The organism is Nitrincola tibetensis (genome assembly GCF_003284585.1).
In the GTDB taxonomy this organism is placed as follows: domain Bacteria; phylum Pseudomonadota; class Gammaproteobacteria; order Pseudomonadales; family Balneatricaceae; genus Nitrincola; species Nitrincola tibetensis.
On sequence record NZ_QKRX01000012.1, the window covers coordinates 15861 to 32514 of the forward strand.

19 protein-coding genes are annotated in these 16654 nt (G+C 46.2%); 10 read left to right on the forward strand and 9 right to left on the reverse strand.

Features of this window, described 5'->3' with window-relative positions; genetic code table 11:
* Nucleotides 1–7: 7 nt before the first annotated feature.
* Together tsaE and DN062_RS14285 are read right to left on the reverse strand one after the other, a co-directional pair.
* On the reverse strand, nt 8–481 hold the full coding sequence (gene tsaE, locus DN062_RS14280) for a tRNA (adenosine(37)-N6)-threonylcarbamoyltransferase complex ATPase subunit type 1 TsaE (protein ID WP_239995799.1): 474 nt from the start codon (nt 479–481) through the stop codon (nt 8–10).
* Nucleotides 474–2003 carry an NAD(P)H-hydrate dehydratase gene (locus tag DN062_RS14285; protein ID WP_112159989.1) on the reverse strand — a complete coding sequence of 510 codons (1530 nt, stop codon included), beginning with the start codon at nt 2001–2003 and terminating at the stop codon, nt 474–476. Before DN062_RS14285 ends, tsaE begins: the two co-directional genes overlap by 8 nt.
* 59 nt (nt 2004–2062) lie before the next feature.
* Here DN062_RS14285 and queG point away from each other — a divergent pair, with 59 nt between their 5' ends.
* Nucleotides 2063–3178 (forward strand): tRNA epoxyqueuosine(34) reductase QueG, encoded by a 1116-nt coding sequence (queG, locus tag DN062_RS14290; RefSeq protein WP_239995800.1) that lies wholly within the window; start codon nt 2063–2065, stop codon nt 3176–3178.
* On the opposite strand, the gene orn is transcribed toward queG, so the two are convergent.
* The gene (orn, locus tag DN062_RS14295) at nt 3168–3710 is read right to left on the reverse strand and encodes an oligoribonuclease (RefSeq protein WP_112159990.1); all 543 of its coding nucleotides are present in this window, start codon (nt 3708–3710) and stop codon (nt 3168–3170) included. The two genes, queG and orn, sit on opposite strands and share 11 nt — an antisense overlap.
* Nucleotides 3711–3806: 96 nt before the next feature.
* On the opposite strand from orn, the gene rsgA reads away from it, so the two are divergent.
* The 7 genes from rsgA to DN062_RS14330 all read left to right on the forward strand — a co-directional run bounded on the left by rsgA (nt 3807) and on the right by DN062_RS14330 (nt 10364).
* On the forward strand, nt 3807–4832 hold the full coding sequence (gene rsgA / locus DN062_RS14300) for a small ribosomal subunit biogenesis GTPase RsgA (RefSeq protein ID WP_112159991.1): 1026 nt from the start codon (nt 3807–3809) through the stop codon (nt 4830–4832).
* Nucleotides 4833–4868: 36 nt separating this feature from the next.
* On the forward strand, nt 4869–6500 hold the full coding sequence (locus DN062_RS14305) for an HDOD domain-containing protein (protein WP_112159992.1): 1632 nt from the start codon (nt 4869–4871) through the stop codon (nt 6498–6500).
* The gene (gene asd, locus DN062_RS14310; protein ID WP_112159993.1) at nt 6497–7363 is read left to right on the forward strand and encodes an archaetidylserine decarboxylase; all 867 of its coding nucleotides are present in this window, start codon (nt 6497–6499) and stop codon (nt 7361–7363) included. The genes DN062_RS14305 and asd overlap by 4 nt, the downstream gene beginning before the upstream one ends.
* A 91-nt stretch (nt 7364–7454) precedes the next feature.
* Nucleotides 7455–8492 carry a CAF17-like 4Fe-4S cluster assembly/insertion protein YgfZ gene (gene ygfZ, locus DN062_RS14315; protein ID WP_162301306.1) on the forward strand — a complete coding sequence of 346 codons (1038 nt, stop codon included), beginning with the start codon at nt 7455–7457 and terminating at the stop codon, nt 8490–8492.
* 137 nt (nt 8493–8629) lie between these two features.
* Nucleotides 8630–9301 (forward strand): hypothetical protein, encoded by a 672-nt coding sequence (locus DN062_RS14320; protein WP_112159995.1) that lies wholly within the window; start codon nt 8630–8632, stop codon nt 9299–9301.
* 10 nt (nt 9302–9311) lie between these two features.
* Entirely contained in the window at nt 9312–9869 is a 558-nt protein-coding gene (locus DN062_RS14325) for a FlgO family outer membrane protein (protein ID WP_112159996.1), read from the forward strand.
* Between the two features lie 177 nt (nt 9870–10046).
* Nucleotides 10047–10364, forward strand: a complete 318-nt coding sequence (locus DN062_RS14330) for a hypothetical protein (RefSeq protein ID WP_112159997.1) — start codon at nt 10047–10049, stop codon at nt 10362–10364.
* On the opposite strand, the gene ung is transcribed toward DN062_RS14330, so the two are convergent.
* From ung to DN062_RS14360, 6 genes are all read right to left on the reverse strand, one after another.
* On the reverse strand, nt 10300–10983 hold the full coding sequence (gene ung / locus DN062_RS14335; protein ID WP_112159998.1) for a uracil-DNA glycosylase: 684 nt from the start codon (nt 10981–10983) through the stop codon (nt 10300–10302). The genes DN062_RS14330 and ung overlap by 65 nt on opposite strands.
* Nucleotides 10984–10987: 4 nt before the next feature.
* Nucleotides 10988–12487, reverse strand: a complete 1500-nt coding sequence (gene lysS, locus DN062_RS14340) for a lysine--tRNA ligase (RefSeq protein WP_112159999.1) — start codon at nt 12485–12487, stop codon at nt 10988–10990.
* Between the two features lie 34 nt (nt 12488–12521).
* The gene (prfB, locus tag DN062_RS14345) at nt 12522–13616 is read right to left on the reverse strand and encodes a peptide chain release factor 2 (RefSeq protein ID WP_112160092.1); all 1095 of its coding nucleotides are present in this window, start codon (nt 13614–13616) and stop codon (nt 12522–12524) included.
* A gap of 140 nt (nt 13617–13756) precedes the next feature.
* Nucleotides 13757–14197 carry a c-type cytochrome gene (locus tag DN062_RS14350; RefSeq protein WP_162301307.1) on the reverse strand — a complete coding sequence of 147 codons (441 nt, stop codon included), beginning with the start codon at nt 14195–14197 and terminating at the stop codon, nt 13757–13759.
* 62 nt (nt 14198–14259) lie between these two features.
* Nucleotides 14260–14772: a flavodoxin gene (locus DN062_RS14355; RefSeq protein WP_112160093.1), complete on the reverse strand. Its 513-nt coding sequence runs from the start codon at nt 14770–14772 to the stop codon at nt 14260–14262.
* 17 nt (nt 14773–14789) lie between these two features.
* Nucleotides 14790–15119 (reverse strand): phasin family protein, encoded by a 330-nt coding sequence (locus tag DN062_RS14360; RefSeq protein WP_112160001.1) that lies wholly within the window; start codon nt 15117–15119, stop codon nt 14790–14792.
* 123 nt (nt 15120–15242) lie between these two features.
* Between DN062_RS14360 and gloA the strand changes: the two genes are divergently transcribed.
* Together gloA and DN062_RS14370 are read left to right on the forward strand one after the other, a co-directional pair.
* Nucleotides 15243–15635 carry a lactoylglutathione lyase gene (gene gloA / locus DN062_RS14365; RefSeq protein ID WP_112160002.1) on the forward strand — a complete coding sequence of 131 codons (393 nt, stop codon included), beginning with the start codon at nt 15243–15245 and terminating at the stop codon, nt 15633–15635.
* Between the two features lie 191 nt (nt 15636–15826).
* On the forward strand, nt 15827–16624 hold the full coding sequence (locus tag DN062_RS14370) for a tetratricopeptide repeat protein (protein WP_112160003.1): 798 nt from the start codon (nt 15827–15829) through the stop codon (nt 16622–16624).
* Nucleotides 16625–16654: the final 30 nt, after the last annotated feature.

The window sequence follows — 16654 nt, forward strand, 5'->3', positions numbered from 1 at the left end:
TGAGCGCTTACCCTTTCAATTCATTTACTATTCTATCGGCTATCATACACCCTTTTTGAGTGTTTTTTGACCATTTAATACGACGTCCTTGCTCAAATAACTCGATAAATATTTCCAGATCTGCAGTCGGTAGAATCCCCTGACCTCGTTCAGGCCATTCAATCAAACACAGGGCATCCTCTACTAAATAATCTCGTATACCCAGAAACTCAAGCTCTTCGGGGTCACCTAACCGATACAAATCAAAATGGTACACACACTTGTCTTGAAACTCGTATGGCTCAACCAGCGTATAGGTCGGACTCTTAACAGCACCTTTATGTCCAAATGCCTGCATGACGCCTCGACACAAGGTTGTTTTACCCATACCAAGATCTCCGTGTAAAAACACGATTCCACCGTCAACTGCCGCATTTGCCAACACTTGCCCGAAAGCAACCGTCTGCTGATCATCTACTGCGATAAATGCATTATCAGACACGTTCACCCAACTCCAACCCATTGACAACATACTTAATTTGGTTAAATAAATCCGTCGCTCTCAGACCTCTCTGCCCACTCTGCAAGGCACATAAGTCTGCCGATCTCGCATGGGTGTAGACACCTAGACGAGCAGCATCGACTGGCGACAAGCCTTGCGCAAGAAATCCAGCAATAATCCCAGACAACACATCGCCCATACCACCAGAGGCCATACCTGGATTTCCTTCTGTACAGACATGAACAACGTCCCCGTCGAAGATCACGGTTCCTGCTCCTTTCAAGACAATGACACCACCAAAACGTTCATACAGCAAGCGTACAGCATCAAAACGATTATCTTGAACATCGGAGATAGAACAACCCAGCAATTGAGCTGCCTCACCTGGGTGCGGTGTCAAGACTCTGGCACGCGTTTGCGTGGGAGAATGGCGATACGGCTGCAGGTATTTTAAAGCATCAGCATCGATAACAGAGGGATGCAGACTGCTCATTACCTTTTGCGCCAATTGATCGGCCCAAGCTCCACTGCCCAATCCTGGCCCCAACACGACCACGCTCGCACGATCGAGCATTGACTGAAGACGCGCTGAGACATCAACCCCAAGCACCATGGCCTCAGGGACACGAGACAAAGCAGCACTCACGTGAGACGAGCGCGTAGCCAATGACACCAAACCACTCCCAGATCTTAGAGCGGCTTCAGCGGCCATAATCGCAGCTCCGCCCATTCCATGATCTCCACCCACGACCAGAACGTGCCCATAATGGCCTTTATGGGCCGACAAGGGTCGCGCAGGCAATAACTCCGACAGATCATCCGCATCGGTTCGAAACCCGCTAACAGGGATTTGTTCATATAAATCATCTGGAACCATTAAACTATCGAATAACAGCTCTCCTCTCACATCTGGTCCCTGATGCGTCAACAAGCCCTGCTTTAATCCTATAAAGGTTAAAGTGACCGATGCTTTTACGGTTTCCCCCATACATTTGCCCGAATCGCTGCACAGACCCGATGGAATATCGACAGACACCACTGGACGGTGACACGCATTGATTTTTGCAATCGCCTCTCTGACAGCGCCTCGAACCTCACCTTGAATACCGGTGCCCAAAATCGCATCCACGACAAGTTCTCCGGTAAATTCCACTGCCGTGCTCCAGGGTCGCGTAACCACTCCTAACGCATTGGCCCATTCACAAGCTTGCAAAGCCTCTCCTTGCAACTGCTCATGATAAGGCGTAACACCCAGCGTCAAAACCTGAACCTGCCAACCTTGCTGAAACGCCAACCCCGCTACAATCAAGCCATCGCCACCGTTATTACCCGTACCACAAACAAGGGTTAATCGGCTCATTTCCGGCCAACGTCTTCGAATCTCAGCAAACACAGCATGTCCCGCTCGCTGCATCAACCGAAAGCCCGGGATGCCATATTCCGTAATTGCAGTATGATCCAACGCACGACACTGCTCAGCCGTGTATAATGTGTTGGGCAATCGGGTTCGCTGGGCGCTCATATCGTTCAAGCCTCCTGAATAATCTATCGATATATTGACATGCATAGCAGACGGAACAAGTGATTTCAGTTTCTTTACATCAAGAGTTGACCAACGATTTAGCGCAATTAGCCGCTCAAATAAAAATCTGGGCCACTGAGGTTGGGTTTCAAGGCTGTGCAATCACGGGCACAGACTTATCCCAAGAAAAAACGCCGTTAACGGAATGGCTTGACCAAGGCATGCAAGGTGAAATGCACTACTTGTCTGACAATATCGAAAAGCGCTTAGATGCCTCATTATTAGTGCCTGGCACTCAACGCATTATTAGCGTCAGAATGGATTATTTGCCTGCTGATATCAAAACTCTTGAACTTCTTTCTCAACCCGACAAAGCATACATTGCGCGCTACACTCTGGGTAGAGACTATCATAAACTGATTCGCCAACGCCTCAAGCAACTTGGAAACAAAATTCAAGCATCAACAGGGCACGAAGTGTCGTTTCGCCCCTTTACGGACAGCGCTCCCGTGTTAGAACGCCCAATAGCGCGAAACGCAGGCCTTGGCTGGATAGGAAAACACACCTTACTGCTGAACCGAAAAGCCGGTTCTTGGTTTTTTTTGGGTGAGCTATTCATCAACCTCCCCTTACCGATTGATCCTCCCGAAACTGAGCAACACTGTGGACGCTGTACGGCTTGTTTGGATATATGCCCCACTCGTGCTTTCCCTAAGCCTTACGTTTTGGATGCAAGGCGCTGCATTTCTTACCTAACCATCGAGTACAAAGGCAGCATCCCTATAGAGCTTCGTCCATTAATGGGCAACCGTATCTTTGGTTGCGATGACTGTCAGTTAGTGTGCCCGTGGAACCGATTTGCAAAACACAGCCAAGAAACGGACTTCAAACCAAGACATGGACTCGACGATATCGAACTGATTGAACTGTTTGAATGGGATGAAGCCACTTTTTTGAAACGCACCGAGGGCTCTGCAATACGTCGCACAGGGTTTGAAGGCTGGCAGCGCAACATTGCCATTGCGCTGGGAAATAGCAGAGGCGGCCCTCGTATTTTGAAAGCATTACAAGAGCGCCATCCAATGGCATCCCCCTTAGTTCAGGAGCATATAGAGTGGGCGCTCAATGAACTAGTGTCTAAAACATCCAAGCCTGAGCCTAGTCTTACAATCTAAAGAAGTGACGACGATAGTAACGTAACTCCTCAATGGATTCACGGATATCATCTAAGGCCAAATGCGTTCCTTTTTTCTTAAAGCCATCCATTATCGAAGGCTTCCAACGCTTGGCGAGTTCTTTGATTGAGCTAACATCGAGATTACGATAATGAAAATGCGCTTCCAGATCTGGCATATACTTACATAAAAAACGACGATCCTGGCCTATGCTGTTACCGCACATAGGCGAGCCACCTTTAACTGAATGTGCACTTAGAAAGCTTAGCATTTGCTCTTGCGCCATACTCTCTGTGGTTTGACTCTCTCTCACTCTTTGAGTCAGTCCAGACTGCCCATGCTGACGCGTACACCATTCATCCATCTGTGTTAACAATGAATCCGGTTGATAGACGGTAATCACTGGACTTTCGGCAATTAAGTTTAAATCACTATCGGTCACAATTGCCGCCATTTCAATAATACGATCCCGCTCTGGATCCAAGCCCGTCATTTCCAAATCGATCCAGAGTAGTGGTTGCTGCTGCGACATGTGTTCGACTCCTGATATAAAGCTGTATATTTATCTAAGATTAGAATACCTTATTCAGACTTTGAAAAATATCGTCAGGAAACAACTTAAACCAGCATGTCCAAACGTAAAGTATCACGTCGTCAATCATGGCGAATTGAAAAAATTCAGAAAGAACGCACAGAACGTGCCAATCGACTCGACAATCTAATCGATGAACGCTTAGAAGGTGGCGAGTTAGGCGTTGAGCAAAACGGGCTTGTGATTTCACACTTCGGCAAACAACTGGATGTTGAAGCCTTGGATGGCGATGAAGCTGGACGCATTATTCGCTGCCACATGCGAACTCATTTAGGACAGCTTGTCACTGGCGATCGAGTTATTTGGCGTGCATCCCCTGATGGTGGCGTAGTTGTCGCCGTGAGGCCTCGGCACAGCCAATTACAAAGACCCAACAATCACGGTGAACTCAAACCTGTCGCCGCCAATATCGACCAAATCATTATCACTTTGGCACCTGAACCTAGAGCACACGCCAACCTGATTGATCGTTATCTTATTGCCGCCGAAATCTCTGGTATTGAGCCGATCCTACTGCTCAACAAGACAGACCTACTAAATGATCTTAATCGAGCTTGGCTGGAACCCTTACTAGCGCTTTATCAAGACATAGGCTATAAAATCCTGCATGCCTCTACCACTGAACGCCAAGGGCTTGTTGAATTAAAAGCAACACTTGATGAACGCATTAGCGTATTTGTGGGTCAATCGGGTGTTGGTAAATCCTCATTGGTCAATACACTACTTCCAGGTGTTGACCTAAGAATAGGTGCACTGTCTGAGCAAAGTGGCAAAGGAAAGCACACGACAACGACCGCTCGACTGTTTCACCTACCCGACGGCGGTGACTTAATAGACTCCCCAGGCATCCGCGAATTTGCGCTATGGCACATGAGCCCAGATGAGGTTCTTGAAGGTTTTCGAGAGTTTGCACCTTACGTTGGACATTGCCGCTTTAGGGACTGTCAACATGAGCGCGAACCAGGGTGTGCGCTTAAGCAAGCAATTGAAGAAGGTAACATCACTGAACAACGCTTCCTTAGTTACAAGATGATTCTTAACTCTGTTGATGAAAAACTATAAACTGAGTGATTATTTGCACGAACGGGATCGTCAACCATGAGTAATACAATTTCACCAAAAGGTGTAGACGCGTGGCTCACCTTCTTAACAGACAAGCCGCTCCCCGTTCGAGCTAGCACACTAATCCGACTCAAAAAGGCCTTAAATAGCCCATCCAGCACGCTGATAACCTTGCCTCCCATTATTAGCCACGACCCTGTGCTCTGCTTCCACTTATGCTGTGAAGCGCAACGATTATTGGCCAACCGTCATGCCAAAGTCACCAGTTTAAATCATGCCGTGCAGGCACTAGGGTTTGACCGAATTGAACAATTGGCTGCAAATTTAACCGTTCTAAAGCTCAACCCGCATAGCACTCCACAAAAAATGTACTTCAGAGCCATTGCGGATAGTCATCATGCGGCAACACAAGTGGCTGATTGGTTGCATTTACGCAATGCTAGCTATCGTGAAGAAGCCAAAATGGCATCCTTATTTTATGGTTTTATCCATTGGCTCATGTGGCTTTACGCACCTTTTCACAAAGAGGCCTATCAAGAAAAAGTGTACAAACACAATCAGGATGTCGTCCTCGCTGAGCACGATGTTTTCGGCTGTACACTACAAGAACTAGGGCAAAAGCTAGGCTCTCTTTTACATGTACCCGAGCTGACACTTGACGCATTGAATCATGACTCCTCCCCCTCTTCATCTTTACTAGGGCTGTTGCATCTTAAAGCCATGGGGGATGCACGTCTGGAGGTAAAAGACCTAAGAGAGGTGAACCACCTAATTCAACAACCTTTTTTTCCAGTTAAACTTAGCAACTGGTTAGCACTGACCGCAACAAGAGGATGGGACAGCGATAAAGCAAAACGGATTTTCGAAATTATCAGCGACTATTTACAACTTCGTGGATACGATGCGCAAGCGCGCTTGCATACCCAATGCGCTGAATCCGCACGACAATACCATCTCCCAGGCGTACTTTCCCCTGCAACAGAGCTTTTGTGGATCGCATCAAAACCATACATCCCTGGACTCTTTTCCAGTGCAGAAAAAGCACAAAGCGAATCACTTTATCCGCCCATTGCTTCAACCTTACCAGAACCTGTAGAACCCACACCCGTTGCTGATCAAGAAACTCAATCTCTGCCGGTTCCTGATTTTGCTGATGCCGAAACATATAAGCATATTGCCACACAGTTCCACGCGGCGGATAGCGGTTACAGCCGACCAGGTCAGGTCTTAAAAGACTTATTAAAAGGCTTAAAGCTAGGATTAGGTCTAGAAAGAGTACTTCTGCTGTCGGTTGATGTGCCTAACAATCGCATCCAAACAGCCTATCAGGTAGGATTCGGCAAAGACCATGCGCTAACGGGGTTTGAAATGGCCTATGACATCCCCTCATTGCTGAAACGCCTTTGCGAAAAACCTGCAAATCATGTATGCCAAAAATCGAATCGCAAACAGACACACCAAGCCCTGCCTCATGACTTTTTAAAGCATGTTTCGGAAAGCGATTTCATCATGATGTCGATTTTTTGCAACAAAATGCCTATCGGCATAGTCTATGCTGACAGAGTACCGAATTCGCTTGAGCTGGATGACTTTTATTGCGAACGCTTTCGCTATCTGTGCTCCTCAGCGACCCTAGCCATGAAATATATGAAACAGGACTCAATGTGAACAAAGCTCTTTTTATCGGTTTCCAAAAATTAGTGCCTCAACATTACTTATCGCGCCTCGTCGGATCTCTGGCAAATTGTAAAACACCTTGGGTTAAGAAACGTTTTATCCATTGGTTTCACAAGCAGTACAACATAGAGATGAAAGATGCACTGGTAGAAGACATCGACGCCTACGCATGCTTTAACGATTTTTTCACACGTGCACTTAAGCCAGATGCTCGCCCCATTGACTCAAATCCCTTGAGCATAACCTCTCCCGCCGATGGAGCCATCAGTCAAATTGGAAAAATTGAACATGGTCGTGTATTTCAAGCCAAAGGGCGCACCTATGGCGTGACAACGCTATTAGGTGGCGAGGAGTCGCGTGCTCAGCCTTTCATCAATGGTGACTTTGCGACAATTTACTTATCCCCGAGAGATTATCACCGCGTCCATATGCCAATCAGTGGCGTGCTGAAAGAGACTGTATATATTCCTGGTGATTTATACTCTGTGAATCAAACAACGGCTGAAGAAGTAGACCAGCTGTTCGCGCGCAACGAGCGCTTAGTGGCTATTTTTGATACTGAAATTGGACCAATGGCCATGGTCCTAGTCGGAGCAATGATCGTTGCAGGTATCGAAGTTGTCTGGCAAGGACAGGTTGCACCTCCACTGAAAAAACCGACAATCCTCGACCGTCAATTTTCACCGCCCATCAATTTGGGAAAAGGCGAAGAAATGGGACGCTTTATGCTAGGCTCTACGGTTATTTTATTGTTTGGGAAAAACGCAATTCAATGGGCAGACTCCTTACACGCAAACAGCCCAGTGCAACTTGGCAAGCCCATTGCACACTTTAGCAATACGGTGAACACTTAATAACCATGCATTTTATCTGATGATAGTCCCTCAGAACCTGTCTAAAATAGTACGACTTAATCCCAATAAACTAGCAGAGTGTTTGGACAATATGGATTTATCACAGCATGTATTTTTGAGCCATCTCAAAGGCAGCGTTGTAAATGGGTTGTTTGCGTGTGAGCAGCCAGATCCATCGTCAAACTGCTTTGTTACTCCACTTCTTCATCAAACATTGCTGTCTGTTGAGGGTCCTGATGCACACAAGTTTCTTCAGGGCCAACTCAGCTGTGATCTTCGAGAAGTTGATCAAGATGGAAGCCGTTTAGGTACGCATTGCAATATAAAGGGACACATTGCCAGCCTTTATCGTGTTATGCGCTCCCCTGAACAGGGATATTGGTTAAGAGTCCATCACACCCTGACGGATACAGGTTTCAACCTGCTCAAAAAGTACAGTATTTTTTCTAAGGTAAGCCTTCAAAACCTATCCCAATCGCATTCTGGCCTTGGCTTTTCCGGCTCGTTGGCTAAGGACTGTTTACAGCATTGCCTCGGACAACCTATTGCGCTGGAAGAGTATCATTCCATTCGCAATGAACATTGGACCCTGACACGCATCCCAGGTAATCGCTATGAACTCTGGGGCACAACGGAAATTTTAGCCGCCTTACTTCCTGAGATACTCGCTTTAGCATCACCTGCCCCAACCGAACAATGGATTTTGCAGGACATAGAACAAGGCTTGCCCGATATCAGACCTGAAACTCAAGAGAGCTTCATCCCACAAATGCTCAACCTTCAGGTTTTCAAGGGCATTAGCTTTAATAAAGGCTGCTATACAGGGCAAGAAATTGTGACGCGCCTGCAACACCGAGGGCAACTCAAAAAGCCAATGTATAGAGCGCAGGTCACAGCGAAACAAGCACCGACTCCAGGCGATATGATTAATAGTGATTCAAAAGAGGGGGTTGGCCAAGTTGTTATATCAGCCACCTCAAATATTAATGCAAATCAGTATGAATTACTGGCTGTCATTAATAAAGAGCGCGCCGAAAACGAGCAAATCTTCCTTGCAACAGGTGAGCCATTATCACTTTTAGAATTGCCTTACCATCTAGATCCTAGACTCTTCGAAAGTAAGCGATAAAAAAATGAAAAAAATCGCATTTTAAGTGCTTTTTAACGACAATTTGACAGTGCAAGTTGGAAATAATTCAATTACACTTAATCAAGTCTCACTCTGATTGCGTCAGCAAGCGAACTTATTTTAAGGAAGCGTTAACCATGATCCGGAAGGTTTCTCTAATCGCGTTAGGTTCTGTTCTGTTAAGCGGATGTTTTAATGTACAGACCTCCCAAGCACCGATTGCCACTACTTATCCATTAACTACGCAGCAGAAAATGCAAGCCGCACATCATTGGGATGTATTGGCGATGCACCAGGCTGAGCAGATAATGAGCAATGAACTCCTGTTAGCTAGACCTCTTTATATCAATGAGGATCATGCGACGAGTCAGTTCACAGAAGCGTTTGGATCTCTTCTGACCAGCCATTTGGTTAGCCGTGGAGCCAGCGTCAAAACAACCGAAGCAAACAGTTTGAATGTAAGCTTCACGGTTCAAGCAGTCAAACACAAAGATCGTGGATATGTACGTGCACCTCAAGGCGCTTTAACTGCGCTAACCGCAGGTATTGCCGTTGCCACGATTCCGTACAACAAACTCAGCGAGCCTGCTTTGACCCTTATCCCTCTTGCCGCCGCCGCTGATCTATTTAGTGGCAACTGGACAAGCAAAAGTGATCAAGAAGTGATTATCACTACGCAGGTGACCGATAGAGACCGGATTCTATATTCGACCTCTAATATTTACTACATCAACGGCGGTGACCATGATCACTATCAATCTCGCCGTGTGACCCCCACTCGCACTGTTAACTTAACGAATACTTGGTAAGGAGTACCTAATGAAAAGAATTGGAATTCCTTCGTTGTCGCAAGCGGCCGTCCTACTTCTGGTCCTACTATTTGCTGTTGGATGTAGTAGCAACCGTCCAGTCAATACGGCAAGCCAAGATATTCAAGTCGATGTTGTTGGTGAGTTACGTAAAGCATCTAAGCATCTTTTTGCAGTCACAGCGCCCTTGGATATCAACCAGCCTGTGTTAACCGCCAGCTTTGCAAGCATTGATGATTTACAACAATCCTCCACCTTTGGTCGTCAAGCTGCCGAAGTATTTACATCTGAACTTGCACGCACCGGAGTGCCTGTCGTTGAGGTGAAAATGCGTGACAGCCTGTTCATTCAAGAAAGAACTGGCGAGTTGATGCTATCTAGAGAATTGCGTCATCTATCGACTTCCCATAACGCTCAAGCGGTTCTAGTGGGAACCTATGCGATTGGTGGAACTCATTTGTATGTAAATGTGCGAGTTGTTCGCACAGCAGACAATGTCATTTTAGGTTCACATAACTTCAGCCTACCGATCAATCGCGATCTTAGAAGCATGCTTCCTAGACGTTAATATTTAGCTTAATCAAAAAACCAGAGCGATGTCTCTGGTTTTTTTTGCTCAAAAACGCTCGCCTTCCTGATATCAAAAACGCCCTCTTTTTAACCCTACAAATTACTATTAACGCTATTGATAATAATTATTAATAGTAATAGTATGAAGGGAATCACTCAACTGGAGGCTCTCATCATGACCGAACAAACAGCTTGTGACTTATCGGAATACTTATCTTATCACTATGATGAAATACACGCCTATTTAAGCGGCCGCTTTGGCTCAGAAGGCTTCGCTGAAGAAATCATTAGCGATCTACTTTTTTATCTATGGAATACACCCATGAGTGCACTCCCCCAGCAGGCCATGCAGAATATTCTCATGCTAGCAGGTCGATTAGGAAACTACAGAAAGCAGCGTCAAAAGCTGATTAGAGATGATTTACAGATTAAACACTATCAGGTAGCTGCCAGTTTATCGGCATTTGATGGTGTTGCTCTAAATAAAGGTTAGCCTGACTAAAATGACGACATCCCAAAAAACCACGATGCGCAGATAAAGGCGATGGATGAGGCGATTTAAGCACCAGGTGCTTATTTAAGTTGATCACACTTCCCTTTTTTTGCGCGTAACTCCCCCACAGCATAAAAACGACGTTTTCACATTGTTCGTTCACCAATTCGATAATACGATCAGTAAAAGCCTCCCATCCTTGTCCCTGATGAGCATTTGCTTTGCTGTGTTCGACGGTTAACACACTGTTGAGCAGCAGCACTCCCTGCTCTGCCCAAGTGTCTAGATAACCATGCGAAACAGGCCTAACGCCCAAATCCGCTTGCAGTTCTTTGTAGATATTTTGCAATGACGGTGGAACTCTTACCCCAGGCCGAACCGAAAAACACAACCCATGTGCTTGCCCAGGTTGGTGATAAGGGTCTTGACCCAGAATAACAACCTTAACTCGAGACAAAGGAGTGACTTCCAATGCGTGAAACCACTCATTGGAAGGTGGAAAAATCACCTTATGGGCATCTTTTTCAGACCGCAAAAACTGCTTTAGTGTCTGCATATAAGGCTTTTGAAGCTCATCGTCTAAATAGACTTTCCACTCAGGTGCTTTTTCCAGTGCCATACGATTATTGACTCCGAGGACGCATCGCAGGAAAGAGAACAACATCTCTGATCGATGGTGAATCGGTAAACAGCATGACCAAACGGTCAATGCCTATCCCTTCACCCGCTGTTGGTGGAAGGCCATACTCTAGGGCATTGATGTAATCTGCATCGTAATGCATCGCCTCATCATCACCCGCGTCCTTTTCTTCAACTTGACGACGGAAACGTTCTGCCTGATCTTCTGAGTCATTCAACTCGGAAAAACCATTAGCAAGTTCACGTCCACCCACAAAAAACTCAAAGCGATCTGTCACATGGGGATTATCATCGTTTAGACGCGCTAAAGGGCTGACCTCGGTTGGGTATTCTGTAATAAACGTCGGCTGATCTAAATGATGCTCAACTGTTTTATCAAAAATTTCCATTTGCACACGGCCCAACCCCCAATTATCCATGAGGTTAACGCCTAAACGTTCAGCAATTTGGCGTGAAGCATGCAAATCAGACAAAGCTTCTGGCGCTATATCAGGATTGTAATGAAGGATAGAATCAAACACACTGATGCGACGGAAAGGTTTAGAAAGATCGTATTCAAAACGCTCCAGCACTTCACCGTCTTCGTTACGAACTGTATTCACAATAGTCGTAGTGCCCAGAATATCCTGAGCCAAGGTGCGCAACATGTCTTCAGTGAGATCCATGAGATCATGATAATCAGCATAGGCCTGATAAAACTCAATCATGGTGAACTCTGGATTATGACGCGTCGATAGCCCTTCATTGCGAAAGTTTCGATTAATCTCGAACACACGCTCGAAACCGCCCACCACCAAGCGTTTCAAATAAAGCTCTGGAGCAATACGCAAATACATTTCCAAATCCAAGGCATTGTGATGCGTCACAAATGGCTTGGCTGTAGCCCCACCCGGTATGCCATGCAGCATCGGGGTTTCGGCTTCAATAAAGCGACGATTAATCAGGTACTGACGAATGCCTGCTACAATTTTAGAACGCGTTTCAAAAACCTTGCGCGACGAATCATTGGTAATTAAATCAACATAACGCTGACGGTAACGCATTTCGGTGTCTTGCAGACCTTTGTGCTTTTCCGGCAATGGACGTAAGCTTTTAGTCAGCAACTGAAACTCTGCCATATCAACGTAAAGGTCGCCCTTACCCGACTTATGCAAAATTCCCTTAACACCTACAATATCACCTAAATCCAAGGATTTAGCGAAGGTTCTCGCCTCTTTATTGACATACAACTGGATGCGACCTGTCATGTCTTTAAGCACTATAAAAGCGCCACGATTTAACATGATCCGTCCTGCAACAGCCACGGTTATGGCCGCCTCTTCAAGCTCTTCCTTGGTTTTAGCACCATATGCCACTTGCAAGTCGTCGGCATAGCTGTCACGACGAAACGTATTTGGAAAAGCATTGCCCTGCTGGCGAAGCGCGGTTAGTTTCTCGCGGCGCTCGGCTATGAGGCGGTTATCATCTTGTGTAACTTCAGACATGAAGTAATTACCCTAACTATCAAAAAAAATTCAATCAAAGACCGGCTTTCAAGCTGGCCACTATGAACAAATCAAGCTCACCATCCAAAACGCGGTCACAGTTCGAGGTTTGCACATTGGTTCGCAAATCTTTGATGCGCTGATCATCTAACACATACGAGCGTATCTGACTGCCCCAACCAATATCGGCTTTCGAGTCTTCTAGCTCTTGTGCGGCGGCATTACGCTTTAACATTTCCATTTCATAGAGTTTAGAGCGTAACTGCTTCATACAAACATCACGGTTTTGATGCTGTGACCGAGCTGACTGACTTTGAACCACGATCCCCGAAGGTTCGTGTGTGATTCGCACAGCGGATTCGGTTCGGTTAACGTGCTGACCACCCGCACCAGAAGCACGGTAGACATCGACTCGAAGATCAGCAGGATTAATTTCTATCTCGATATTGTCATCTATTTCCGGAGAGACAAATACAGACGCAAAAGACGTGTGGCGACGACCACCTGAGTCAAAAGGCGATTTACGAACAAGGCGATGCACGCCTGTTTCCGTTCTTAACCAACCAAATGCGTACTCACCTTCAAAGCGAATGGTGGCACTTTTGATTCCAGCGACATCACCATCTGACACTTCGATTAATTCGGTTTTAAACCCCTTATCCTCACCCCAACGCAAATACATGCGCAACATCATATTAGCCCAATCCTGAGCTTCTGTTCCACCCGACCCTGACTGGATATCCAAGAATGCATTATTTGCATCAGCCTCACCTGAGAACATCCGGCGAAACTCCAGATCTGCTAGCTGCACTCCTAGTGCGTCGACATCGGCAAGCACTTCCGCCAGGATTTCCTCATCCTTTTCTTCATAGGCTAAATCCAGCAAATCACGCGTGTCGGCAATGCCCGAAGACAGTTGATCAAGCGTTTGAACAGTATGACTTAGTGACGTGCGCTCACGACCTAGTTGCTGTGCATTTTCTGGTTGGCTCCACACTTCGGGGTTTTCGAGCTCTCGCTCAACCTCCTCCAGACGCTCTTTTTTTGCATCATAGTCAAGATAACGCCGTAGGGTAGCTGTGCGCTCAGCGTAATCTTTGAGGTTATTCAGAATAGGGTTTATTTCCATGATAGAACTTACGGACTCAGGGTTCAAATAAAGCCCATAGTTTACCTGAAATGGATCAATCTTTGAATTATAGAAGAGAGGCACAACAGAAAATCTGGCAGGAAATATCAACAAATTCCGGCCAGATCCTAGCAGAAGTCTTACTGTCTTTCGCGGAAGTTGTCGTGACAAGCTCGACAGGTCTGACCAAGCTGACCCACCGCAGGGCGCAACGCTTGCAATTCACCTTTCTCAGCTGCGGCCACTAGTTCAGCTGCATGCTCCTGAAAACGCTCCATACCAGCAGAAAACTGCTCGAAATTACTCCAAATTTCAGGTTTGGCTCCACCACCCTCTGTACCTTCACCAAATCCTTCAAGCGGCATATGACTTAAAGCCGATACCTGACGCGCATGATGCAAAGCGGCATCAGCATCAAAGGCTTGATCACCACGAGCCATGGCACCCAGTGGATCCATGTGCCACTTCACCGCTTTGTAAATGGACTGGCGATACTCGATTGATGCATCGGCATCAGCCATAACATGACCCGCCGACACAAAAGCCACCGAAGCCAAAATCGACATTGCAAGCTTTTTCATATTAATATCCTTTTTCATTTTCAGGTTAAACCAATATCAGCTCATACTGATATAGACTTAGTTTAGATCTTTTCGAATGCTTTGCATACCTCATCTAGCCACACAGAGACACGCTCTGCTGTCTCAGCATGCTGGCCGTCTTCATCCAGCGCCAACCCAACAAAATGTGTCCCATCGGCATTTAGTGCTTTTGAGGCTTCAAAGCTATAACCTTCGACAGACCAAGGCGCGACGAGTTCACCTCCCTGCGCCAACAAAACCTCGGCTAGCAACCCCATTGCATCGACAAACCACTCTCCATAGCCAATTTGATCGCCCAAGCCAAAGAGCGCAATGCGTTTGCCAGCAAAAGACGTGGCTTGCAAAGCTTCCCAATGCTCAGCCCAATCTTCTTGCAACTCGCCAAAATCCCACGTTGGAATACCTAAAATAAGATAACGATAGCCTTCAAGAGCCGAAATACCCTCATGAGCAATGTCATGCAAATGCGCACTATCACCTAAATGTTCAGCGATTAAATTCGCAACATCTTCGGTATTGCCCGTTGTCGATGCATAAAAAATACCAATATCCACGTTGCAATGCTTTTCCATTACTTGGATTGAGTGAAACGAGTCAGCGAACCCGTCGCCAGTTTTTCGACTGCCGCACGAGCATCTTGCATGGCTTTAAGGTTTTGTGCATTTGCAGACCTCAGTGTTTTCTCCAGCTCTTTCACATAAACCTGTTGCAACTCCAATAACTCTGCTGGCGTTTTGCATTTTTGAATCGCTTGCGTTTGCTGCATTGTTGCTTCTAGAAACGCCTTTGTACATTCCATTTGATGGCGGCTTAACTCTTCAAACATCTGAGTTTGAATGGAAACGAGATCTTTGAAAGGCCCCATCGACTCATTCATCATTTTTGTCATATCCTGAAACATATCATATCTCCTGCAATCAAATATAATTCGGTGTATCTTATACACTCTTTAATTATCGGTGAATTATTCTTTCTGGCAAGCTTCATTAGAACTCTCTTGCCTAATTTTGTTAGAGGCCACTTTATGAGACTGTTACACACTATGCTCCGCGTCGGCAACCTAGAAAAGTCACTGGACTTCTACACCAATGTATTGGGTATGTCCCTTCATCGACAAAAAGATTACCCCGAGGGCCGCTTTACTCTAGCATTTGTTGGCTATGGTGAAGAGTCTAAACACTCGGCCATTGAGCTCACCCATAATTGGGACACAGACGCCTATGAACTGGGCACAGGTTTTGGGCATATTGCGATTGAGGTCGAAGATGTTTATGCCGCTTGTGAGCGCATCAAAGAAAAAGGTGGTGAAGTGGTCAGAGAAGCTGGCCCAATGAAGCATGGCAACAGCATCCTTGCATTCGTCCGTGACCCAGACGGTTATATGATCGAGCTTTTGAGCCCTAAACGCCAAGATTAGACTTGAGAACCTCCTTATAGCGGATGTCGACAGGAGGTTTTTTTTGGTACTATTCACTCATTAAAATAATCAAAACCAAGCGAAGCCCATTGGACTTTGCTTACTTGTATTGGCTGCTCAATTCGACCTGCATACAACACAGATGCAGGCAAACTAAATTTGACTCGATCCTATCGAGAGGTATGCGTTTAATGAAAAGATCTACTCTCATGGCAGCAGCAGGCCTCCTGTTTACACTTCAGTTCAGCCCCGTTTCTGCAAACGACATTAAATCCGCTCAAGAAGCCATTGCGTCGCAAAATTACTCCGCCGCGCTGAATATCCTCCAACCCCTGACACGAGATGGTAATCTCGATGCCGCAAACCTGTTAGGGCAAATATTCGAGAATGGCTGGGGTGTAGAGGAAGACGCCACTGAAGCGGAACGACTCTACAGTATCGGCGCGAACCAAGGCCACCTAGACAGCGTGACACATTTGCGCGCATTGAAAAACAAAGCCTATGCGGTGGAGTTTAAACGCCTAACCCCTCTCGCTGATGCAGGCAATGCAGAGGCACAAAACACTTTGGGCGAAATGTATGAATTTGGCAAAGGCGTTGAACGTAACACAGAGGAAGCCTATCGCTACTACAGCTTAGCTGCAGATCAAGACCTAGTCGCGGCTTGGCATAACTTGGGGCGCTGCTACAATTTTGGAACAGGTGTTGAGCAAAACTATGAAACTGCCGAGCAATGGTACAGGCAAGCCGCTGAAAGAGGACATACGCCGTCTCTTTTCTTTTTAGGCACACTCTATGCCACTGATCATGGTACTGACGATGCTCACAGCAGTGATATTATCGCGTTTGCTTGGCTGAAAAACGCAGCCGACCTAGGTGACAAAACAGCTCAACCGATTGCGCAGCGTTTGCTAATGAAGCTAAACGACACAGAAGTCGAAACAGCCAAGCAACTGGCAGAAACCTACAAAGCTCGATATATCAACTAACCTATCAACCGACATGCCTTCGCATTAAAA

Bases quoted from the DNA above. Each gene is read 5' to 3' on its own strand.
- DN062_RS14285 (WP_112159989.1), bottom strand. From the start codon at position 2,003: ATGAGCGCCCAGCGAACCCGATTGCCCAACACATTATACACGGCTGAG.
- orn (WP_112159990.1), bottom strand. From the start codon at position 3,710: ATGTCGCAGCAGCAACCACTACTCTGGATCGATTTGGAAATGACGGGC.
- rsgA (WP_112159991.1), top strand. From the start codon at position 3,807: ATGTCCAAACGTAAAGTATCACGTCGTCAATCATGGCGAATTGAAAAA.
- DN062_RS14305 (WP_112159992.1), top strand. From the start codon at position 4,869: ATGAGTAATACAATTTCACCAAAAGGTGTAGACGCGTGGCTCACCTTC.
- ygfZ (WP_162301306.1), top strand. From the start codon at position 7,455: ATGGATTTATCACAGCATGTATTTTTGAGCCATCTCAAAGGCAGCGTT.
- DN062_RS14320 (WP_112159995.1), top strand. From the start codon at position 8,630: ATGATCCGGAAGGTTTCTCTAATCGCGTTAGGTTCTGTTCTGTTAAGC.
- DN062_RS14325 (WP_112159996.1), top strand. From the start codon at position 9,312: ATGAAAAGAATTGGAATTCCTTCGTTGTCGCAAGCGGCCGTCCTACTT.
- DN062_RS14330 (WP_112159997.1), top strand. From the start codon at position 10,047: ATGACCGAACAAACAGCTTGTGACTTATCGGAATACTTATCTTATCAC.
- ung (WP_112159998.1), bottom strand. From the start codon at position 10,983: ATGGCACTGGAAAAAGCACCTGAGTGGAAAGTCTATTTAGACGATGAG.
- lysS (WP_112159999.1), bottom strand. From the start codon at position 12,487: ATGTCTGAAGTTACACAAGATGATAACCGCCTCATAGCCGAGCGCCGC.
- prfB (WP_112160092.1), bottom strand. From the start codon at position 13,616: ATGGAAATAAACCCTATTCTGAATAACCTCAAAGATTACGCTGAGCGC.
- DN062_RS14350 (WP_162301307.1), bottom strand. From the start codon at position 14,197: ATGAAAAAGCTTGCAATGTCGATTTTGGCTTCGGTGGCTTTTGTGTCG.
- DN062_RS14360 (WP_112160001.1), bottom strand. From the start codon at position 15,119: ATGTTTCAGGATATGACAAAAATGATGAATGAGTCGATGGGGCCTTTC.
- gloA (WP_112160002.1), top strand. From the start codon at position 15,243: ATGAGACTGTTACACACTATGCTCCGCGTCGGCAACCTAGAAAAGTCA.
- DN062_RS14370 (WP_112160003.1), top strand. From the start codon at position 15,827: ATGAAAAGATCTACTCTCATGGCAGCAGCAGGCCTCCTGTTTACACTT.